Genomic DNA, 20,395 nt, shown 5'->3' on the forward strand with positions numbered 1-20,395 from the left:
GCTATGGTGGAACCGAGCCCTTCTTCCCTGGCTGACTGGCTTGCCGCGCTTCGTGAGGTTCTCACCGCGGCTGCGAGCGGCCTCGACCCCGCGTTGGTGGCCGGCGCCGTCGTCGTGCTGGCCGTTGTGCTGCTATGGATGGCACTGGGGTTGAGACGCGCCTCCGAGGCCCAGAAGCGCGAGGCGCTGGCCGCAGCCGAGTTCGCGGAGATCAAGGGGCGCCTCACCGCCATGAGCGAGATGACGGTGCGCCGCCAGTCGGAAGAAGCGCGTGCGCTCGACGAGCGTGTGGAGCAGGTGGCAGCCCGCCTCGGCAGCGCGCTCGATGGCGTGAGCCGCCGTCTGTCGGACAGCCTTGCCGAGACGCAGCGCCAGAACGGCGACACCGTGGCCCGCCTGTCTGAGCGGGTCGATACTCTGTCCCGGCACATGGCGCAGAGCCTCGATACGGTTTCGGCTCGGCTCGGCGACAATCTGGCGGAGGCGGGACGGCGCACCACCGAAACCCTCTCGACGCTGAACGAACGTCTCGCCGTCATTGCGGAAGCCAAGCAGAGCCTCGCCGATCTCTCGTCCGAGGTGGGCTCGCTCTCCGGCGTCCTCGCCAACAAGCAGGCGCGCGGCGCTTTCGGGCAGCTTCGCATGGAGACCATCATCCGCGATGCGCTGCCTGCCGGCGTCTACGAGTTCCAGGCCACGCTTTCCAACGGAAAGCGGCCGGATTGCGTGATCCGCCTGCCGAACACGCCTGCTGCCCTGGTCATCGATTCCAAGTTTCCCCTCGAAGGCTTCGAAGCCCTGCGCGTGGCCCGCGCTCCCGACGAGGTGAAGGCCGCCCGCGATGCCATCCGTGAAGCCGTCGGCCGCCATATCGACGACATCGCGGAGAAATATCTGATCCCGGGCGAAACCCAGGACACGGCGCTGATGTTCGTGCCCTCGGAATCGGTCTACGGCGATCTGCACGAGCATTTCGCCGACCTCGTCCAGCGCGCGCACCGGGCGCGTGTGGTGATCGTCGCGCCCAACATTCTCATGCTTGCGGTGCAAACCGTGCAAGCAGTTATCAAAGACGCCAAGATGCGGGATCAGGCCGGGCTCATCCAGCGCGAGGTGGGTCTGCTGCTGGCCGACGTGTCGCGCCTGGTCGAGCGCGTGTCGGAACTCGAGCGCCATTTCTCCTTGTCGGGCAAGGCGCTCGAGAAGGTCTCCGCCTCCGCGTCCCGCATCAGCGGCCGGGGCGAGCGCTTGGTTTCGCTCGACCTCGAGGACAAAGCTCTCGAAGGAGAAGCCGCCACCTCGTCCGCCGCACAGTTGACGCAGCGCGCATCCTAGATCAATGAAGCCATCGCATTGCCGGAATCCCGTCCTCTTGCATAGGTGTTGCGAAGCACGAGTCCGGACAAAATTTACCTGACTTATCTGGATCTAAGCCTCGTCGATGGGTGTCCGGATCCAGATACGTCTCCGATTGAGCCAAGTGTCCCTTTGAAGGTTCAGAGGGATGCCGACTGACTGACCTTTCTCCGAGGAGGAAGGGATTTTTCGTTCTGTAGGTAGGCCATGGACAAGATCAATCAGCGTATTGCCGACGAATTGCGCGTTGCGGCCGGGCAGGTTGCCGCCGCCGTGACCCTTCTCGATGAAGGCGCGACGGTTCCCTTCATCGCCCGCTACCGTAAGGAGAAGACGGGCGGGCTCGACGATACGCAGCTCCGCACCCTGTCCGAGCGCCTTGTCTACCTGCGCGAGCTCGAGGATCGCCGCGCTTCGATTTTGAAAAGCGTGGAGGAGCAGGGCAAGCTCACTCCGGAGCTCGCCCGCTCGCTCAACGCGGCCGGCACCAAGGTCGAGCTGGAGGATCTCTACGCTCCCTACAAGCCGAAGCGGCGCACCAAGGCGCAGATCGCGCGAGAAGCGGGTCTCGAGCCGCTGGCGGAAGCGCTGCTGGCCAATCCCGCGCTCGACCCCGTTGCAGAGGCCGAGAAATTCGTGGCGGCCGACAAGGGCGTGGCCGACCAGAAGGCAGCCCTCGACGGCGCCCGCCACATCCTGATCGAGCGCATCTCCGAACGCCCAGACATCGTTGGCGGTCTGCGCGAATGGGAATGGGGCGAAGGCACGCTCACCTCCAAGGTGAAGAAGGCCAAGGAGACGGAAGGCGCGAAGTTCTCGGACTATTTCGACTTCGGCCAGGCCATCAAGGAGATGCCGAGCCACCGCGCGCTCGCCCTGCTTCGCGGCGTGAACGAGGGTGTCCTCGACATCGATCTCGACGTCGCGCACGACGAGACCAAGGCGCATCCCGCGGAGGCAAAGATCCGCGCGGCGTTCGGCATCGCCGACAAAGGCCGTCCTGCGGACGCCTGGCTAGGCGAGACGGTGCGGCTCGCCTGGAAAGCGCGCCTAGCCACCACCATCACGTCGGATCTGCTGACCCGTCTCAAGGAGCGCGCGGACTCCGAGGCCATCACCGTGTTCTCGTCGAACCTCAAGGATCTGCTGCTGGCCGCACCCGCGGGCCCCCGCGTCACCATGGGCCTCGATCCCGGCTTGCGCACGGGCGTGAAGGTCGCCGTCGTCGATCAGACCGGCAAGCTCGTCGACACCACGACAATTTATCCGCACGAGCCCAAGCGCGATTGGCAGGGCTCGCTGGCCGCGCTCGCGGCGCTCTGCGCCAAGCATAAGGTCGATCTCGTGAGCGTCGGCAACGGCACCGGCAGCCGCGAGACCGACAAGCTCGTCGCCGAGCTGATGAGCAAGATGCCTCAGCTCAAGCTCACCAAGGTCATGGTGTCCGAGGCTGGCGCCTCGGTCTATTCGGCCTCCGAGCTCGCCGCCAAGGAGTTTCCCGGTCTCGACGTCAGCTTGCGTGGCGCCGTTTCGATCGCGCGCCGCCTCCAGGATCCGCTGGCCGAGCTGGTCAAGATCGAGCCGAAGGCCATCGGCGTCGGCCAGTATCAGCACGACGTCGATCAGACCGGCCTTGCGCGCTCGCTCGACGCGGTCGTCGAGGATTGCGTGAACTCCGTCGGCGTCGACGTGAACACGGCCTCCGTTCCGCTGCTGACGCGCGTGTCCGGCCTTAACCAGACGCTCGCCGCCAACATCGTCGCCTTCCGTGACGAGCACGGCGCGTTCAAGACACGCGCCGCATTGAAGAAGGTGCCGCGCCTCGGGCCGAAGGCGTTCGAGCAGGCGGCGGGCTTCCTGCGCATCATGAACGGCACGAACCCGCTGGATGCCTCCGCCGTTCACCCCGAAGCCTACGAGGTGGTGGAGCGTATCGCCGAGAAGACGAAGCGCCCGCTCAAGGCCATGATCGGCGACCGCGCGTTCCTGAAGTCGCTGCGTCCCGCAGAGTTCGCCGACGACAGCTTCGGCATTCCGACGGTGACCGACATCATCGCGGAACTCGAGAAACCCGGCCGCGACCCGCGTCCCGAGTTCAAGACCGCGACCTTTGCCGACGGCGTCGAGAAGATCTCGGATCTCAAGATCGGCATGCAACTCGAGGGCACGGTGACGAACGTCGCCGCTTTCGGTGCGTTCGTCGATATCGGCGTGCATCAGGATGGCCTCGTGCACATCTCGGAGCTGGCCGATCGGTTCGTGAAGGACCCGCGCGAGGTGGTGAAGGTGGGCGACGTCGTGAGCGTCCGCGTGAAGGAGGTGGACGCCGAGCGCAAGCGCATCGCGTTGACCATGCGCTCGGGCACAATCGACCGCAGCGCCGCGGCGGGTGCCGGCGCGCAGCGCCCCTCGGGAGCGTCCTCCCCGCAGGGTGGATCCCGGAACTTTTCCCCGCCCCCGCGCAAAAGCGCGGAGCCCGCAGGCGAGAGCGCCCTCGCTGCCGCCTTGCGCCGGGCTCAGGAGAGGAAATAGCGGCAATTGCACGGCGACGTTTTCATGATTGGCGCCCTGTCTCGGGTCAGCCGAATAACGTCATGAAAACGTCGCATAATCCTTTCTGCAGCAAGGGTCTTTACATCGCGGCCCATAGGCCCTAAATCCACCTTACGCACGGCGGCGATCTCGCTTCGCACGGCGCTTCTTTTCCAACCCGATTGTTGGTGGAGGTCCGTTGATATGGAGCGTTTTGCCTCAGCGGCTGATCTTGTCGCCGCACGTAAGCCGGAGCGTCCCGTTCTCTGTGCCCGTCCCCACGCCGCCGCCCGCGCGGCGCGCTGGTTCGTCGAAAATTTCGACGGAGACGTGGCTTATGCTTACAAAGCGAATAGCTCGGTCTTTCTGATCGGTGCCCTGTACGGCGCCGGCATCCGCCATTTCGACGTGGCGTCGCTGCCCGAGATCGAGGATGCGGCCACCATTCCCGGCGCCGAGCTGCATTTCATGCATCCCGTGAAGTCGCGCGAAGCGATCCGTCGCGCCTATCACCAGCACGGCGTCAGGAGCTTCTCGCTCGACACCGAGGACGAGCTGAAGAAGATCGTCGAGGAAACCGCGGGCGAAGATGGCACCGCGCGTGATCTCGCGCTGTTCGTGCGCGTGTCCGTGCCCGCCATAAACAGCCGCATTCCTCTCGAGCGGAAGTTCGGCACCGGCGGCCAGAAGGCCGCCCGCCTCCTGGTCAAGGCACGCCAGGTCGCAGCAGAGCTCGGCATCACCTTCCACGTCGGCTCGCAGACCATGACGCCGGACGCCTACGTCAACGCCCTTGCCGAGGTGCAGCGCCTCATCGGCAAGGCGGGCGTCGTCGTGGACCGGCTGGATGTCGGCGGCGGCTTCCCGTCGATCTATCCCGGCATGAAGCCTGCCCCGCTTGCGCGCTTCCTCCAGGCCATCCGTGAGAGCATCGACAAGCTTCCGGTGCGCGAGAATGTGCGCCTGATGTGCGAGCCCGGCCGTGCGCTCGTCGCCGAGGCCGAAAGCCTGATCGTGCGGGTGGAAGCCCGTCGCGGCAACGACCTCTTCATCAACGATGGCGGCTACGGCGTGCTGTTCGATGCGGCCCATCTCGGCTGGATCTATCCGGCTCGCCTGATCAACCGCGAGCCCGCAGGCGGCGAGGCGCCCATCTCCTACGAGCTGTGGGGACCTACCTGCGATTCCATCGACCACATGAAGGGTCCGTTCGTGCTGCCGGCCTGCATCAAGGAAGGCGACTATCTGGAGATCGGCAACGTGGGGGCCTACGGCCGCGCCATTGCCGGTGACTTCAACGGCTACGGCAAGTACGAGGAAGCGATCCTCGACGACGAGCCGATGATGACCATGTACGGCGAGGCCGACGCGGCCGCCGCTCTTCTGGGCTGATCGCCTGGCTGCCTCTCTCCGTCTAAAGCCGGAGGGAGGCCCGCCTAAAGACAGTCTGTGCAACCCATAAAACTGAGCAAAACTCTGAACGCCGTGCGCGCGACGGCTCGGAATCGCACTACCTCGGTCCTGTGGATTAGGGGGATAACTCCATCATGGACGCAGATGCGGCCTTCGCGGTCATCCAGCGCGCGCTCGACGACTTCAACACCGAGATCGGTAAGGTTCGCGCTGAAACCGCGCAGACGGAGGAGACCATCGCTTCGCTCGAGTACGAGATGGAGCAGCTTCGCAAGGCCATCGCGGAGAATGCCCTCGACATGCCGGCCGCGCGGGCAAAGCCGGGAGCGCTCTCAGATGTCGAGATATTTGGCGAGAACGTCGGAAGTGGGCTGCGGCAGCGTTTCCTCGGCCGCGCGGCCTGAAGAATCCTCGGCCATAAGCTGATCCACGAGCGCTGAATCGGCCTCGATGTTATCGAGCAACGTCTGGGCGAGTTCGGCCCGCTCTTCAGGAGAGAGCTTGAGAGCGGTTATCAGGATTGCCTTGACGCGCTCGTTCATCAGCCACCTCGCGGCCTGCCGACTCATTCCGCGAGCCTAGCACGGCGTGCGCTGATTACGCGTATGCCTCATTCGGAGGCGGCTTGCCTCTGAACGCTCTTTAGCGCGTCCATCACGGGCGACGAGAACTCGCGGCGGTAGAGCACGAGGGTGACGAGCAGCGTGGCGCCGAGGAACAGCAGCGGATCGACCAGCCAGGCCATCAGCGGGATCGAAAAATAGTAGGCCCGCACGCCATTGTTGTAGGCCTCTCCGGCGAGCGCGGCCACGTCCCCGGCCGCCGCGATGTAGGTCTTGCGTTGCGGGCCGTCGTGATCGCGATCCGGCATGGCGCCCACGAGGATCGACAGCACGTTGTACTGCCAGGCGGACCACGTGAACTTGAAGAAGGCGTAGACGAAAACCAGGATCAGGATGAGCGCCTTCAGCTCCGCGAGCGCGGGATCGGAAGACCGCACGAACGGCAGGTGCGAGGTGAGCTCCGCCACTTTGCTCGCCGTGCCGAGCAGTGCCAGCAGGCCGCCGAGGATGAGCACGGTGGTGGAGGCAAAGAACAGCGCCCCACGCAGCAGGTTGCCGAGAAGCGTCGCATCCGCGACGTGGCTTTCGCGCTGGCCGATCCGCTCGATCCACTGATGGCGGAATTTTTTGACGAGAGACATCAGGCTCGGGCGGCGCGCATCCACATGCCGCGCGGCCCAGTGGTAGCCCGGCCAGCACACGAGAAACGTGGTGAAGGCCACAACGTCATAGAGCGTGATGCCGGTCATCATGTCGGATCCTGATGGGTAGGACGCGGCTTTGCCGTGTGAAGGTCTGCGATCGCGGTCAGGCTGTATAGAGGGCCTGCGCGCGGCCGCATACTGCGACACGTGGGAAACGAGCTGCGACATGAAGACAAAGAAGTGCGACGGGAAAAGGATGTGACCGGCAAAGGATCGGGCCGGGACCCCGCAAACGGGACCCCGGCCCTTTTTTCTACTCCTGCACCGCGACGACGGAGCCGAGCGAGCTCCAGAAGGCCGCAAGGTTCTCAATGTCCTTGTCGGTCAGTGGTTTCGCCATCTCCACCATGGTCGGATCCGTCCGCACGTTCCCCGCGCGATAGGCGTTGAGTGCGGCCATGAGATAGTCGCGATCCTGGCCCGCAAGGTGCGGGATGCCCGGCACTTGGCTTCGGCCTTTCTCGCCGTGGCAGGCCATGCACACCTCCGCACGCTTCTGACCTGCGGCGATATCCGCAGATTGCGCGTTCGCGTCATGTGCGAGAGCGGTTTGTCCGATGAGTGCGAAAGCAAACGCGATCTTGATCTTTGCCGAAAACATGGGTTCCTCCAATTCCTATGCGAGTAGCGCGTTGCGGATCCAGATCGCGACGCCGTAGACGAAGAACACGCCGATCCACACCACGAGCACGGCGACTGCAGCCGTGCCGAGACGCGCGATCGGGGGCTCGGCGGTATAGGTGCCCTGCACACGGCCAGCGCGGTAGAGGAGCGCCAGGTAGTAGCCGCCAACCAGCCCGCCCACGCCGGCCAGCGTGGAGAAGAACAGGACAAGGGACGGCCAATCCGCATGGACCTTGTAGTCCGATGCGATGTAGCCGAAGGGCGTGAGGTAGGTGATGCGAACAACCTCTCGCCAGAAGGCGAGCAGCGCCAGAACGCCGAGGCCGATCCCGAGAAACGCATAGCCGTGAAGGCGCTGGTATCCCGCTGCCGTGAGGCCTGCCAGGACGAGAAGGAAGCCCGGCAAGAGCCAGCCCAGCGGTTGCTCCGAGAGCCCTGTAGCAGCGGGATGGTCGAGCTGCCACCACGACGCGAGAAGCGCGGAAACGGCCAGTCCCGGGACGGCGATGGTGCGGCCGAGCAGGCGGGCGAATGCGCGATACTCCGGCGTCTTGTCGGAACGCGTGGCGAAATAGTCCGCATACGCGATCAGATAGAGACCGACGGCCGGCGCCGACAGGCTCATGATGAACAAGTAGCGCGGCCATTCGATCGCATGCAGCTTCGAGCCGCTCGTATCGACGACCCCGCCCGGCGCATACCACTCCATCCACCTGTCAGGCAGGATCGCCTGATAGGCGAGCGCGTGCATGATCAGACCGTCCAGAATGAAGAGAGCCAGGCTCAGCACCGCATAGACGCCGATGTAGCGCTTCGCGCCCTCGTGGTTGCCCCAATAGAACGCGAACCACAGGCAATAGCCCGCGATCAGCGTGAAGATGAAGCCGATCGCCCACCCCGCCGATAGCACGTTGGAGGTGTACCACTGCGGATCGTAGATCACCTGCGTGAACAGCAGCGGCGCCACGCCGAGCACGATGAGAAGCGAGACGCCGACCTTGGCGACTTTCGTCATCGCGATCGACATCTGCTCCCAGTAGGGTCCGGCCTCGCGCTTGTAGAACGCGTAGATCGCAAGACCCGCCGCCCCGAGCGTGAGGTGGACGAAGGCGATGTGGAAGACCCAGGTCCCCACCGCGAGAACCTGGAAGAGCTGAGGCACGGCCGGCACTCCTGCCGGATCGCGCATCGTATTCATGATTGTGCCGATATCCATGATGTCACTCCTTGCTTGGCCCGGAGGCGGGCGCGATGTCCGCAACCGGCGTATCGCTCTCGGTCCCCGCCTGCGCCGCTGCATTCACGGTCGCGATGTAATGGGCAATCGCACCGATCTCCGGCTCTGGCAGATCGATGCGCGGCATGTAGGGAATGGCGCCGTGCTTCAGCGGTCCTCGCAGAAACGCGGCGATCAGGTCTTCGTCCGTCGAACGCCGGAACTTGTCGGGAATGCTCCGCAGAGGCGCTCCCGGATCGAGCGAATGACAGTTCGAGCAGGCGATCTTCGCGAGAAGCTCGCCCACCTCGTACCGGTTCTCGTCCGTCACCGTCCTCAGCCGATCGGGCACGAAGGGATGGAGCTTGAGCAGTCCCTTCTCCGCGATCGTCTCGACCTCTGCCACGATCTCCTTGCCCGGAACGTCGCGGGCGATCACCTGATTGCCGTAGATATACTGCCCGGCCACATAGGGCTTGCGCATACTCTCGCGCATGCGTTCTTCCGGCCAAACGCCGACGACGGCGATGAAGGTGAACACCGGTACCGCGATCCAGAGCCGAACGATCTGCGGTCTTGCCCATGCGGCGATCAGATAGAGCGACGCCACCGCGACGACGGCCATCATGCCGGCCGCGTAGGACGGCAGAAGGTGCGCCTTCAGCATCACGCGTGCGTTTTCGGGCAACGTCTGCAGATAGTAGAAGAACATCATCACGGAGAAGAGACCGCCGACCAGGCCGACCGGCGCCAGCATGCGGATGACGCCGTGCTTCAGCTCTCTGTCCTTCATGCCGGCCGCGACCATGAAACCGACGACGGCAGCCATGACGAGCATCGAGCCTGTCCTGACCCCGAGGTGGGCAAAGAAGTTGAGATTGTAGAAGGCGTCGTTCGTGGAGCCGGTCATGTACCAGGACTCCGAACCCGGCCACATCATGAACGAGAGGATGCCGACGATCAGCAACATTGTCGCCCACGAGGCGAGTGCGAAGGACCACGTGAGCTTGAGATGGGAAAGCGGATCGATCTTTCCGATGAGGTAGACGAGCGCGTAGACGCCGATCACCTCGACGGTGAAGTAAACCCACTCGGCCGCCCACACCCACACGAAGTTATGGATCAGGCCGCCGACGCCGCGCGGGCTCGCAACCGTGATGGCATACCAGATGCCGGGACCCGTGATGGAGCCGATGATGTAGGAGAAAACCAGTAGGAAAACGCCATACCGCTTGATGAAGGTCATCAACTGAGGCTGGTTGTCCCTGTAGGCTTTGGTTTCGAGTAGAGCGAAGAGAAAGGCCGCGCCGACCGACGTGTGTGAAGCCACAACGTGGATGACGCCGATGATACCCATGACCCAGGCCGTGCCGATGTAGGGCACGTAGAAGGTCGGGTACATGCCGAGCATGTCCATGAGCTGTTTCCTTTGTTTTCAGGCAATAGGACCTCTCCTGCGCACGCGCGTGCGTGCCAGTGCGCGCCGGCCTTGAGCCGGACGAACGGGAAGGAGAGGGAGAAACGCGCTCAGGCTCGGGGTGGTCCGCGCGGCCCCAGCACCGGCAATGCCGGATTGACGCCGATGGATGCGATACGCGGGAAGTGCCGATTGACGGCAACGCACCGAAGGGAAAGCCACGCGTAGCCGGACCGTGACGGCGGAAGGCCCGGCGCGGCGATCAGGCGGCACGCTTTGCAACTGCTCTTAGAGGCACCGGCACGGCCCGAGGTGTCTCCTTTGGTCAGACAGAGGACGGGTAGCGTGCCGTCCGGCATGGCGAACTCGGCCAGATCCGCGGCCGATGGCTGCGCTGGTCTATGCGCAAAGCCGATCGACAGGCTGGCCAGCGCATAGAGCACCAGCACCAGACAGCGCGCAGGTTTGACCCAGCCGGCTCGTCTCATGACGCGTCCGTCATGGCTATCCGCTCCGCGATCATGCGAAGAAATAGTAGTAGGCGAGGGGCGCCCAGACGAGCGTGGTCGTGATCAAGCCCTTGATGGTCTGGTATGCGATCCACGCCCAGAAAGCAGCCGACGTCGCCCGCCCGGCTCCTTGCCCGGCATGAGCGGCGGCCGCGCGGCCTCGGCGGCCGAGCGAAGCAAATCGCCGAAACATGATCGTTACATCCTCGCTGTTGATCGTCCCCGTCGCGCCGATGGCGCGCAGGTTCCTCACGGTGCGTACGGCCCTTTGGTGAGCAGGGCCCAGCCCGGCCCGGTCTCGATGCGTAGCGGCACCGAATAGGGGCGCAGAGCGTCGACGAAGGCCGTCGAAAAGGCTTCCCGCTCGAACGGGGAGAGGTCGCGCGCGATCTCCACGCTCTGTTTCCGCAGCTTAAGGATCAGCCGCCGGCACCCAAAATCCGGATCGTCGCAGCGCAAGACGCTGAGGCCGTAGCACGGCAGATGTTGCTCGGTCATCGCGCTGCGAAATGCGAACCGTCGGATCGAAATGGTGCCATCCGCAACCTCGATCTCCTCGCGGCGGTGTCGCTGGCACAGCCTGAAAACATGAAGCACGAGAATGGCCCCCGCGACATCGAGGGAGACGAACATCGAAACCGGCCACCACCCGTGGGTGAGCGCCGGAAGCTGAATAGCGATGCCGAGCATAAGAAGCGCGGCGTAAAGGACGAGAGCGGCGTTGTCGCTCAGACTCTGGTGCGGCGTGATGATGAACGAAGCCGGCGCGCTCGCGCGCGCGGTACCGGCTTGCGAAGACGCAAGCGCATCCGGTGATGGCATGGTGGCCTCACGATCTATCCAATCCAAATCGGGATTGCGCGCAGGCATGGCGTGCCAGCACGCGCAAATGTGCGATCAGGCAGGAAGAGACGGAGGTGCGCGCGAGCGGATATTGAGCGGCTTGTTCTGGTCGCCCGGCGCGCGCAGGCGCGTCGGCAGAACGGCGGCAGGCGGCGCAGCATCATAGGTGAGGCTGTCGCTCTCTGCTGGCAGGAGGCCGGGCGCAGAGGTCAGAAGACACGCGTCGCAGACGGCTCCGGCATGGCGCTTGGCGGGCAGCGAGCCCGGCTCCGTGCTTCCTGTTCCGCAAATGACCGGAAGCGTGCCGTCTGGCAACGCATAGGCCGCGAGATCGGCCCCGGACGCCAATGCGAGCGGGCGATGCGCAAAGCCGACCGTCACCGCCGCCAGCACGTAGAATGCCAGCAAGAAGTGTCGGGCGATCATGTTTCTGCGCAAGCGTCGCATGGGCGCACGATCTGCAAGGTTGAGACACTGGTCAAGGCGATTAATCGTCGCGAGGATAAAGGATCATCTGCATTCAACCGTTTTTCGCCGCCGCACGCCGGGCGGCCTCTGCCGCCTTCACGAGGAACGGCGCGAACATCGCCGTCATCATGTCGAGGTTAACCCTGGACGCCTTGGCCGGTGAGCCGGAGTCGAAGGGAGGCGCGGGATCGTACTCGCCCATGAGCTGGACGCCTTCCGCGTATTGGCGGTCTCGCAGCTTGCCGACGAGGGTGAGTCCGAAATCGATGCCGGCGGTGACGCCGCCGCCCGTGATGCGATTGCGGTCTTCCACCACGCGGGCATCTATGGGCTCGGCGCCGAATTCGCGCAGAATTTCGCGCGTGGCCCAATGCGAGGTCGCCTTGTACCCCTTGAGAAGTCCCGCAGCGCCCAAAACCAGAGACCCCGTGCAGACGCTCGTCACGTATTTCGCACGCGAGCCTCGATCCTTGAGGAAAGCGATGGTCGCCTCGTCTTCGATGGCAGCAAGGGTCCCGTCGCTGCCGCCTGGAACGCAGATGATGTCGAGATCTGCCGGACACTCGTCGAACGTGACCGAAGGCATGAAGACGAGCTGTTGATCGCTCACGACCGGCTCTTTCGTTTTCGCCACGATATGCACCGTGGAGCCCATCAGGCTGGCCAGCATGTAATGCGGACCAACCATGTCGAGCGCGGTAAACTTCGGGTAGATCAAAAACGCGATCTGCTCCTTGCCGTACCAGGAGGCGGGCATCTCGTGCATGTCGCCGTGGGCCGATTGGGCGCCGCCGGCTTGCTCGGCTGCACCGGCGGTCGCGGGAAGCAAAGTGCTTCCCACGCCGCCGGCCAGCATCATCAGAACGTCTCGTTTGGAGAGCGGCATGTGGACCTCAATATTTGTAGACCAACGTGCCAAAGAACTGCCGGTCGGCACCGGGAGCCACCTGTCCGTCGAACCAGATGTACGGAACGAAGTAGTCTTCGTCCGTGAGGTTCTTCACGTTGAGGCTCGCAGCGAAGGTCTCGTTCTCGTAGCCGATTTTTGCGTCGATCGTGTAGTAAGAGCCGGTTTTGTAGATGTTGGCGGTGTCCACGTATGAGCCGGATGCCGCGTAGATGCCGGCACCCGCACTGAAGCCCTTGAGCGCGCCGTCGAATTCATAATTGACCCACAGCCTGCCGGAATGCTCTGGCACGCCGGGAGGCGTGGTGCCGGCCGGTACGACGCTGAATGACGTCGCGTCGAAAAAGTCGTCACTGAACTCGATGTCCGTGTAGCCGTAGTTTGCCAGCACGGACCAATTCCGGTTGGGCTGCCATAGCAAATCGAACTCGTAGCCACGCGACGACTGGTTCGTGAGGCTGGCAACACCCAGCGGGCCGGTAGCTGGCACGTTGCTGCGGTCGATTTCAAAATAGGCGGCGGTGCCGCTGAGCTGATTTCCGAAATTGAACTTGATGCCGACCTCGCGCTGCTCCGATTCTTCGGGCTTCGGTTCGAGAACCGCCTGCGAATAGCCCACCCAACGCATGCCCTCGCTGTAGCTGGCATAGACGGACAGGTCTCTTGTCAGATCGACCACCGCTCCGGCCCTCGGCAGAACCTTTGTTTCGTCGGTCCTGAAAGTCGTCGGTGTGGGCAAGCCCGTCATCGGGTCGAAGATGGCCCGCTCATTGTACTCGATGTCGATGTTGGCGAGCCGCGCTCCGGCAAGGAGGTGGACGCGATCGTAGATCGTCGACTGGAGCTGAACGTAAGCGCCCTTGGTGACGTAGGTGTTGTCGGCGTCGAAGGCAGGGAAGAACTCACCCGTTCCGGGGGCGGGATCCTTGTATGGAACCTGGAAGGAAGGGTTCTTCAGGTCGATGGCTGGAAATGGAGACGGCGGCACACAGGCAGGGAAAGGAGGCGCGCCGCCCAGGCATCCAAGGTAGCCCATCAGGCCAAGGGTATCGACAAACATGTAACCCTTGTCCGTGACATGGCTGTAGTCGGCACCGATGAGCGCGGTGTTCTTGGTTTCGCCGAGAGCAAATCTGGCCTGCAGGTTCGGATTGATCGTGAACTCTTCTTGCTGTTGACCCATCAAGACATTCAGCAAAGTCCACGTCGTCGGCCCGACATCGGGCGCGGCTGTCGTTGGCCCTTGCGAAGGTTGCACCGCATCCGTCTTGCTGTAGCGCGTCTTCACGTTGAAGGACCACACAGGATCGAACCTGTGATCCAAGCTGAGGGTAACTCCCTGTCGCTCGACGTCGGTGCGAGGGATGTTCGGATCGCCCGTGTACAAGCTCGGATCGATCCGGAAATCTCCAGCCACGGTGCCGACTGCCGGCAAGCCGGGATACGCCTGCTGCTTTGACTTCGCGAACGAGCCTTGAATAGTCAGCGTCGTGTCCGTCTTGTTGGTGATCGTAAGAGTAGGATCGATGGCATAGCGGTCGGACTCGAGGACATCGATGTAGCTGTCGGCGCCGCTGTACTCGCCGGTCAGCCGGAACAGAACAGTGCCATTCGATGTAATCGGCTGATTGATGTCGAAGAACGTACGGAGATAGTCGTGACTCCCTACGGCGATCCCGAATTCGCCGCCCGCGACATCAGTCGGCAGCTTCGAAATCAAGTTCACTGCGCCAGAAACGGGAGCGCCCGCGCCGCCGCCGTAGAGGATCGCGCTCGGTCCCTTGAGCACTTCGACACGCTCGATATTCGAGTAGGCATCGCGATGAGTATTGCCGAACAGAACGGGCATCCCATCGATCCACAGGTCGGCGCTGAAGCCTCTGATCTTGAAGGGCGACATCTCCGCGTTGCCGATGGCGCTGGGATGCGGGCCCTGCGTGTTCGAAACGTTCTGAAGCGCCTCACCGATGGACGTCGGGCGCTGATCGTCGAGCACGGCTTTCGGAATGACCTGGATCGCTTGGGGGATTTGCTCGATCGGCGTCGCGGTCTTGGTCGACGACATGGCCGAGAGCGCCTGGTAGCCGTACACCGGGCCTGCCGTGGTCAACGTCGTGCCGGGCGGAAGCTCCATGTCGGGAAGGTCGAGCGCCGGATTGTAGCTGCCGAGCGCGGTTGCGGGATCGCTCGCCTCGGCGGCCATCGGGGCCGAAGGCGCGGGCGCAGTCATGGCGGAAGACTGCGCGCTGCTCTTCTTGCTCGAGCTTTTCGCTTTTGCGCTTGGAGACGTCGTGACTTCCACAGGCGGGAGCTCGGCCGGCTTGTCTGGCGCTTGAGCGAGGACTTTCGCCGCCAGCGCGGCAAGCGCCAGCAGCGAGAGCACGAGGGCAAATAGGATCGATACGAAATTTCGATACAAGCGGTCGAGACGCGCCGCGTGAGGCAAGGCAGCCATGGATTTTGCTTTCGAGATGATCTGACGGGTCAGCGAGGCGCGCGCCGCTCGGACAAAAAGGCCGGCTCGGAACGCACGCTTCTGCTTCGGAGAACGTCGCTAGATCAGCTCGATGGGCGGGCCGCGTGCGGACGTGGCACCCGGCTTAGGCGTCTCGCGGAATATCGCCCGCGTGATGCGATAGGAAATCGACGCGTAGAGAGCCTGCGTCTCGAGGCGCGCTGGTTCGCTTGCAAGCGCCACGGCACCGAACGTTGCGTAGTCGCAGCGCTTTTCTTTCTGCGGCTCAGGGGGAAGCTGGTGTCCCTCGGAGTCGAGGGTGAGCGTCTCGGGGCCATACCCCGTACAGATAACGACGGTCACGGCGTCGGCGCTCTGTGCACGAGCCAGCATGAAGCCGGACGGGAGCAGGGCGTTCACTGCTACCGCGATCGTGCACAGCAGTGTGATCAGGCGTTGTGCCATCTGACCGCCAATCGCGCCCCCCGAATGCGAGAGAGCCGACGGTAGGTTCGGGTAGGACCGCGAGCAACCCAATGCGAGCCACTCGGGGAATAATCTTGTCTGGCATGTTGCGAATTGGACACTTCAGAATTCGTCCGCCTACGGCAGGCGATCCAATTATTCACGTGAGAGCGGGGCACCAATTCATTCGTGAAATGTATGTACGTCGTCGTGCTCTGACTGCCACACTGCCTTGACTTTCGCCAAGGCGCGGGAAACCGAAGTTGCTATCGCTGATCTAGCACTGCATCTGTCACAAAAGCTCGATCCTCAGGACCCAGCGAAGCCGTGATCGTAAGGCGTGTCATCCATCTGCTCTTCCTGGCGGTGTTTGCCGCCCACGCTGTCGTGCCGGCGGGGTTCATGGTTGGCACCTCTGCCGATACGGGCTCTACGACGCTCGTGATCTGCACGGGCTATGGGCCGCAAATCGTGGCGGACGATCTCGGAGACAGCCAGGCTCCTCTTCAAAAGCAGAAGCGCGACGTCAAATCTTGCGATTTCGCGACGATGGGCGCTCTGGCTCTGCTCTCTGATGCGCCGTTCCGGCCAGCGTCCGAAGCGGAATTTTCCGCCGTTGTATACCGGATCACCCGGGATCTTTATTGGGCTACACCGAAGCCTGGCGCCGTCTCCGCGCGCGGCCCCCCTGCTGCGCTCCTAGCCGCTTAAGCGGACCCGCTTTTCCTCACATCGTCCTGACCCTTTCGGCTGCGTCCGCACAGTGCGCGTCTGCGCAAGCGGCGGCTGATAAACATCTCGAGTTGCATCATGACCAAGCTTCATCCGAGCCGCGCAAGCAAGGCCCTCGCGGTCAGCCTGCCATCCTTGTCCATCGTGTTCTCGGCATTTCCGCTCTGCTCGGCGACCGCGCAGGAAACCGGCGGTAAGCCTGTCGATCTCCCGCCCCTCGTCGTCGAGACGAACAAGGCGGCCAAGTCGAAGAAGGCTGCCGCCAGCAAAAATGCGCCCGCAACGGCCGTATCGCAGCCGGAGCGGCCGCCTACTGAGCCGCAGCGGTCGCCCTCCGACATTGCCAACGATCCGAAGGTCGGCACGGCACAGGCCGCCGCCGCAAAGCTTCAGATCCAGAACACGACCGGCAGCGCGCTGGGCCTGACGCCTGAGGAGACACCGGCTACCGTCAACATCGTGAGCCGGCGCGACATCGAGGAGAAGGGCGCACGCGGGCTGGTCGAGACGTTCCGTACCGTTCCGGGCGTCGTCGTCGGCAACAACCCGGGTGAGGTGGGAACGACGGTCACGCGCGGCTTCTACAAGGCGACGGGCTTCTCGGTGGACGGCTCGCGCACCGCCGACCCTGTTTTCCTGCCTCGCGATTACAGCTCCTTCCACTTCGAAAGGGTCGAAGTGCTGAAGGGACCGGCCTCGGTCGTCTCCGGCACCAGCGGACTGGCGGGCTCGTTCAACATCGTCACCAAGCAGGCGACCACCGAGCGGAGCTTCTCCGAAGCCATGGTGAGCTATGGAAGCTTCGACACCGTGCAAACCGGAATCGGCACCAACATCGTGCTGAGCCCCGACGCCGCCATCCGCTCCACCTTCACGTTTTCTGGCGCGAACGGCTACGTCGATGACACAGGAAGCGAGAAGTACGGCTTCACGAACAACATCCTGCTGAAGCCGACCGACGATCTGAAGATCACCGCGTCGGCCGACTACTTCAAGGATGACATATCGGCCTACTACGGAACGCCGCTCATCGACCGCAGCGTCGCGCGCAGGCCGACCGATGCGGTCTCGAGCCCCAACGGTCTCGTCCTCGACCGGAACATTCGTTACAAGAACTACGATTTCGAAGACAGCGTGATGGAGTCCGAGAGCCTGTGGCTGCGTGGCGCCGCCGACTACAAGCTCTCCAGCAACTGGACCTTCAGAAACGAGCTCAACTACTACCACGCCGACCGCCTGTGGAAGGATGCCGACTTCTACACCTATTCGGCCGGCCTGATCACGCGCGGCACCAGCTACATCTCGCACGATCACGAGTTCTGGTCCGACCGGATGCTGCTCAGCTTCGATGGCTATGTGGGCGGCTTCCGCAATCGGTTCGCCGCTGGCGCCGAGTACATGGAGACCACGTTCGGATCGACACGCCGCTTCGGAAGCACGCCAGGCGTCGACATCTTCGATCCGGATCGGGGCACCTATCCGGCGGGCACGCTCGGGACGCAGCAGGCGACCGAGCACGTGACCAAAGCCGTCTTCGCGGAGAACGCGATCAACCTCACTCGTGAGTGGCTGGTCTCGGCCGGTATCCGCTATGAGACGATCGATCTCGATCGAACAATCTTCAATGAGGCGACGCGCGCGACGCAGCAGTTCGGCAACGATTTCGAGAGCACGACGTGGCGCATCGGAACGACCTATGAGATTGTCGAAGGAACCTCTCTCTTCGCACAGTATGCCGAGGCAGTCGTCCCCATCACAGCGCTGATGCTCTCGAGCTTCACCAACTCCCAGTTCGAGCTTTCGACTGGAACGTCGGCGGAAATCGGCATCAAGTCCACGCTGTTCGACGGTCGGGTCACCACAACCGCCTCCGTGTACGAAATCTCCCAGGACGACATCATCACGCGCAATCCCGCGAACCCGGCCGTTCCCGTGCAGGGAGGCAGCCAGCGCAGCCGCGGCATCGAAGCGGAGGCGGCAATCGACCTCACAAGCAGGTGGAACCTCGCCCTGTCGGGAACGCTGATCGATGCCGAGTTCACGGAGCTGCGGACTGCGAGCGCCGACCTCACCGGCAATCGCCCGCTCAACTCCGTGCCCTGGGCTTGGTCGGCGCTGACCACCTACCGGCTCGAGGGGCTGCCGGCGACGGTGGGCGCGCAGCTCTCCGGAGTAGGACCGTTCTACACCAGCAACGCGAACCTCTATGAGGCAAAGGAGCGGACGGTGCTGGATGCCTGGATCGCGTTCGATGTCGGGAGCGGCACGCTCGCGGTGCGCGGCAGAAACCTCACGAACGAGTTCTACGCCGAATGGGCGGATTACAACGAGACCTCGCTCTACGTTGCTCCTCCGCGCAGCTTCGATGTGACTTACAGCGTCAAATGGTGAGCAATCCCGGCGGTCCGCCCTTGTGACGGGCCGCCGATTTCAATCGAAGGCGAGCCCGATGTCATCATCCCATATGGCCCTCTATCGCTCGGTGTGGCGTTGGCATTTCTACGCGGGGATCTTCGTCGCGCCGTTCATGCTGATCCTTGCCGTCACCGGCGCGATCTATCTGTTCAACGACGAGATCAACGACGCGCTCCACGCCGACAAGCGCTTTGCCGTGGCGGAAGGTGCACCCGTTCCACTGAGCCGGGTGGCGCAAGGGGCCCTCGCAGCGTTCCCGGGCGGCACGGTCACGCGCATCGACACGCCGACAGCGCCCGGCCGCACCTATCAGGTGTTCGTGACCCCCTCGGAGGGCGAGCCGGTCCGCGTGTTTGTCGATCCCGCGAACGGACACGCGCTCGGCTCCTATGTGTATCCGAAGACGCTCATAGGCATCGCGGATCTTCTGCACGGCTCGTTGCTCATGGGAGATTTCGGCGATGGAATTGTCGAGCTCGCCGCCTGTTGGGGTATCATTCTCACCGTCACCGGCCTCTATCTCTGGTGGCCGCGCGGTCAGGTCCGGCTTCACCGCGTCTTGTTTCCCCAGTTCGGCCGCCAGGGCCGGAGCTTCTGGAAATCGCTCCATGCGTCGATGGGATTTTGGTCCGCGTTCCTCATTCTATTTCTGATTTTTTCGGGACTGCCCTGGGCCACCATTTGGGGTGACTTGTTCCGCCAGGCCACGAAGGCGGCGGGTATCGGATACCCCGATAGCGTTCGCGCGCACGGCGCCCCGGTCAGCACGTCGCAGACCGTGGGCGACGTCGTCGGTAAAGCGATGGCACCCTGGACGGTCGAGGGAATGCCTGCGCCGCAATCCGATCCGCACGCCGGTCATCATGCGGGGGGACCGAAATCGGAAGTGATCGGTCATGCCGCCATCGGCCTCGACGAGGTCGAGCGCATCATCGCCGCGCAAGAGATGCGCGATCCATACCGCCTCAGCTTTCCTAAGGATGCCACCGGTGTCTATTCCGCCTTCACCTATCCGGATCAGCCGGAGGGGCAGCGCACGCTTTACCTCGATCAATATACCGGGAAGGTGATCGGCGATGTGGCCTTCCGGGACTATGGGATTGCCGCAAAAGCGGCCGAGCTCGGCGTGCAGATCCACATGGGCAACTATTTCGGACGGCTCAACCAGATCGTCATGCTTGTGCCTTGCATCGGGATTGTCGTTCTCGCGATCACAGGGCCGTATATGTGGTGGCAGAGGCGGCCGAAGGGCGCGTTCGGTGCGCCGAAGGCCGTTTCGCCGACATCCATGAGGGCGGTCGCGCTGATCGTGCTGGCGCTGGGGCTCTTGTTTCCCCTCGCAGGTGCGTCTCTCGTGGTCGTCTTGGCCGGCGACTGGATGGCGGGCAAGGTGCTCGGTCGCGTGGCTTACTCAACCTGAAGCGGCGAAGGGGCAGTATGCCCTACGTCCCGCGCCTCGATCTTCTCGCGCGGCGACAGCGCGGACTTTCCCGTCCGTCGCGAGCAGCGGCGCGAAACGGGCGTCGGTAAGTTTCTAATTTTTCTGTCAAACCAGGTCGCGGAAGTTCATCTGTTTCGGCGTCGCGGAGAAACCGCCTTTGCTCACGTGCATTGCCGCGACATTGGCATGCTTCAGAGCGTTCGACAGATCCTCTGTATCGCTGAACGAGTGCGTAGCATGCGCGGAGAGGTGCATGCTCCAGACCTCACCAAATTACATTTTGATCGATGTCACCGTAGCGGTTGATTGTCAGTCCTCCTGGTAAATTGCAAACT

The 20,395-nt window shown here is 63.4% G+C and carries 18 protein-coding genes; 7 read left to right on the forward strand and 11 right to left on the reverse strand.

Features of this window, described 5'->3' with window-relative positions; genetic code table 11:
* Positions 1-3 precede the first annotated feature (3 nt).
* The 4 genes from F812_RS23615 to F812_RS0111615 all read left to right on the forward strand — a co-directional run bounded on the left by F812_RS23615 (position 4) and on the right by F812_RS0111615 (position 5,705).
* On the forward strand, positions 4-1,335 hold the full coding sequence (locus F812_RS23615) for a DNA recombination protein RmuC (protein ID WP_020086148.1): 1,332 nt from the start codon (positions 4-6) through the stop codon (positions 1,333-1,335).
* Between the two features lie 228 nt (positions 1,336-1,563).
* Positions 1,564-3,888 (forward strand): Tex family protein, encoded by a 2,325-nt coding sequence (locus F812_RS0111605; protein ID WP_020086149.1) that lies wholly within the window; start codon positions 1,564-1,566, stop codon positions 3,886-3,888.
* Between the two features lie 204 nt (positions 3,889-4,092).
* On the forward strand, positions 4,093-5,280 hold the full coding sequence (locus F812_RS0111610; RefSeq protein WP_020086150.1) for a type III PLP-dependent enzyme domain-containing protein: 1,188 nt from the start codon (positions 4,093-4,095) through the stop codon (positions 5,278-5,280).
* A gap of 155 nt (positions 5,281-5,435) precedes the next feature.
* Positions 5,436-5,705 (forward strand): hypothetical protein, encoded by a 270-nt coding sequence (locus F812_RS0111615; RefSeq protein WP_020086151.1) that lies wholly within the window; start codon positions 5,436-5,438, stop codon positions 5,703-5,705.
* Positions 5,706-5,911: 206 nt separating this feature from the next.
* Here the strand turns inward: F812_RS0111615 and F812_RS0111620 are convergent, their stop codons facing one another.
* The 11 genes from F812_RS0111620 to F812_RS0111670 all read right to left on the reverse strand — a co-directional run bounded on the left by F812_RS0111620 (position 5,912) and on the right by F812_RS0111670 (position 15,472).
* A complete protein-coding gene (locus F812_RS0111620; RefSeq protein ID WP_020086152.1) occupies positions 5,912-6,616 on the reverse strand; it encodes a DUF599 domain-containing protein in 705 nt (234 codons plus the stop codon).
* A gap of 205 nt (positions 6,617-6,821) precedes the next feature.
* The gene (locus tag F812_RS0111625; protein ID WP_020086153.1) at positions 6,822-7,169 is read right to left on the reverse strand and encodes a c-type cytochrome; all 348 of its coding nucleotides are present in this window, start codon (positions 7,167-7,169) and stop codon (positions 6,822-6,824) included.
* A gap of 15 nt (positions 7,170-7,184) precedes the next feature.
* Positions 7,185-8,408 carry a hypothetical protein gene (locus F812_RS0111630; RefSeq protein ID WP_020086154.1) on the reverse strand — a complete coding sequence of 408 codons (1,224 nt, stop codon included), beginning with the start codon at positions 8,406-8,408 and terminating at the stop codon, positions 7,185-7,187.
* 4 nt (positions 8,409-8,412) lie between these two features.
* Positions 8,413-9,825, reverse strand: coding sequence for a c-type cytochrome (locus tag F812_RS0111635; protein ID WP_020086155.1), 1,413 nt, complete (start codon positions 9,823-9,825; stop codon positions 8,413-8,415).
* A gap of 110 nt (positions 9,826-9,935) precedes the next feature.
* Positions 9,936-10,313: a hypothetical protein gene (locus F812_RS25485; protein WP_156827387.1), complete on the reverse strand. Its 378-nt coding sequence runs from the start codon at positions 10,311-10,313 to the stop codon at positions 9,936-9,938.
* A 31-nt stretch (positions 10,314-10,344) separates the two neighbouring features.
* A complete protein-coding gene (locus F812_RS0111645) occupies positions 10,345-10,527 on the reverse strand; it encodes a hypothetical protein (protein WP_156827388.1) in 183 nt (60 codons plus the stop codon).
* A gap of 56 nt (positions 10,528-10,583) precedes the next feature.
* Positions 10,584-11,156: a DUF2244 domain-containing protein gene (locus F812_RS0111650; RefSeq protein ID WP_020086158.1), complete on the reverse strand. Its 573-nt coding sequence runs from the start codon at positions 11,154-11,156 to the stop codon at positions 10,584-10,586.
* 75 nt (positions 11,157-11,231) lie between these two features.
* Positions 11,232-11,603 carry a hypothetical protein gene (locus F812_RS23625; RefSeq protein WP_020086159.1) on the reverse strand — a complete coding sequence of 124 codons (372 nt, stop codon included), beginning with the start codon at positions 11,601-11,603 and terminating at the stop codon, positions 11,232-11,234.
* A gap of 94 nt (positions 11,604-11,697) precedes the next feature.
* Positions 11,698-12,531 (reverse strand): DJ-1/PfpI family protein, encoded by an 834-nt coding sequence (locus tag F812_RS0111660; protein ID WP_156827389.1) that lies wholly within the window; start codon positions 12,529-12,531, stop codon positions 11,698-11,700.
* 7 nt (positions 12,532-12,538) lie between these two features.
* Entirely contained in the window at positions 12,539-15,007 is a 2,469-nt protein-coding gene (locus F812_RS0111665) for a TonB-dependent siderophore receptor (RefSeq protein ID WP_020086161.1), read from the reverse strand.
* A 99-nt stretch (positions 15,008-15,106) separates the two neighbouring features.
* Positions 15,107-15,472 (reverse strand): DUF2946 family protein, encoded by a 366-nt coding sequence (locus tag F812_RS0111670; RefSeq protein ID WP_020086162.1) that lies wholly within the window; start codon positions 15,470-15,472, stop codon positions 15,107-15,109.
* A 327-nt stretch (positions 15,473-15,799) separates the two neighbouring features.
* Here F812_RS0111670 and F812_RS0111675 point away from each other — a divergent pair, with 327 nt between their 5' ends.
* From F812_RS0111675 to F812_RS0111685, 3 genes are all read left to right on the forward strand, one after another.
* Positions 15,800-16,183, forward strand: coding sequence for a hypothetical protein (locus tag F812_RS0111675; RefSeq protein ID WP_020086163.1), 384 nt, complete (start codon positions 15,800-15,802; stop codon positions 16,181-16,183).
* 99 nt (positions 16,184-16,282) lie between these two features.
* Complete coding sequence (locus tag F812_RS23630; protein ID WP_020086164.1) at positions 16,283-18,595, forward strand: TonB-dependent receptor; 2,313 nt, start codon at positions 16,283-16,285, stop codon at positions 18,593-18,595.
* A gap of 58 nt (positions 18,596-18,653) precedes the next feature.
* Complete coding sequence (locus F812_RS0111685; protein WP_040498243.1) at positions 18,654-20,039, forward strand: PepSY-associated TM helix domain-containing protein; 1,386 nt, start codon at positions 18,654-18,656, stop codon at positions 20,037-20,039.
* The last annotated feature ends 356 nt before the right edge of the window (positions 20,040-20,395 follow it).

The sequence above is a fragment of the Hyphomicrobium zavarzinii ATCC 27496 genome (assembly GCF_000383415.1).
GTDB classification, from domain to species: domain Bacteria; phylum Pseudomonadota; class Alphaproteobacteria; order Rhizobiales; family Hyphomicrobiaceae; genus Hyphomicrobium_C; species Hyphomicrobium_C zavarzinii.

Bases quoted from the DNA above. Each gene is read 5' to 3' on its own strand.
- F812_RS23615 (WP_020086148.1), top strand. From the start codon at position 4: ATGGTGGAACCGAGCCCTTCTTCCCTGGCTGACTGGCTTGCCGCGCTT.
- F812_RS0111605 (WP_020086149.1), top strand. From the start codon at position 1,564: ATGGACAAGATCAATCAGCGTATTGCCGACGAATTGCGCGTTGCGGCC.
- F812_RS0111610 (WP_020086150.1), top strand. From the start codon at position 4,093: ATGGAGCGTTTTGCCTCAGCGGCTGATCTTGTCGCCGCACGTAAGCCG.
- F812_RS0111615 (WP_020086151.1), top strand. From the start codon at position 5,436: ATGGACGCAGATGCGGCCTTCGCGGTCATCCAGCGCGCGCTCGACGAC.
- F812_RS0111620 (WP_020086152.1), bottom strand. From the start codon at position 6,616: ATGATGACCGGCATCACGCTCTATGACGTTGTGGCCTTCACCACGTTT.
- F812_RS0111625 (WP_020086153.1), bottom strand. From the start codon at position 7,169: ATGTTTTCGGCAAAGATCAAGATCGCGTTTGCTTTCGCACTCATCGGA.
- F812_RS0111630 (WP_020086154.1), bottom strand. From the start codon at position 8,408: ATGGATATCGGCACAATCATGAATACGATGCGCGATCCGGCAGGAGTG.
- F812_RS0111635 (WP_020086155.1), bottom strand. From the start codon at position 9,825: ATGGACATGCTCGGCATGTACCCGACCTTCTACGTGCCCTACATCGGC.
- F812_RS25485 (WP_156827387.1), bottom strand. From the start codon at position 10,313: ATGAGACGAGCCGGCTGGGTCAAACCTGCGCGCTGTCTGGTGCTGGTG.
- F812_RS0111645 (WP_156827388.1), bottom strand. From the start codon at position 10,527: ATGTTTCGGCGATTTGCTTCGCTCGGCCGCCGAGGCCGCGCGGCCGCC.
- F812_RS0111650 (WP_020086158.1), bottom strand. From the start codon at position 11,156: ATGCCATCACCGGATGCGCTTGCGTCTTCGCAAGCCGGTACCGCGCGC.
- F812_RS23625 (WP_020086159.1), bottom strand. From the start codon at position 11,603: ATGATCGCCCGACACTTCTTGCTGGCATTCTACGTGCTGGCGGCGGTG.
- F812_RS0111660 (WP_156827389.1), bottom strand. From the start codon at position 12,531: ATGCCGCTCTCCAAACGAGACGTTCTGATGATGCTGGCCGGCGGCGTG.
- F812_RS0111665 (WP_020086161.1), bottom strand. From the start codon at position 15,007: ATGGCTGCCTTGCCTCACGCGGCGCGTCTCGACCGCTTGTATCGAAAT.
- F812_RS0111670 (WP_020086162.1), bottom strand. From the start codon at position 15,472: ATGGCACAACGCCTGATCACACTGCTGTGCACGATCGCGGTAGCAGTG.
- F812_RS23630 (WP_020086164.1), top strand. From the start codon at position 16,283: ATGACCAAGCTTCATCCGAGCCGCGCAAGCAAGGCCCTCGCGGTCAGC.
- F812_RS0111685 (WP_040498243.1), top strand. From the start codon at position 18,654: ATGTCATCATCCCATATGGCCCTCTATCGCTCGGTGTGGCGTTGGCAT.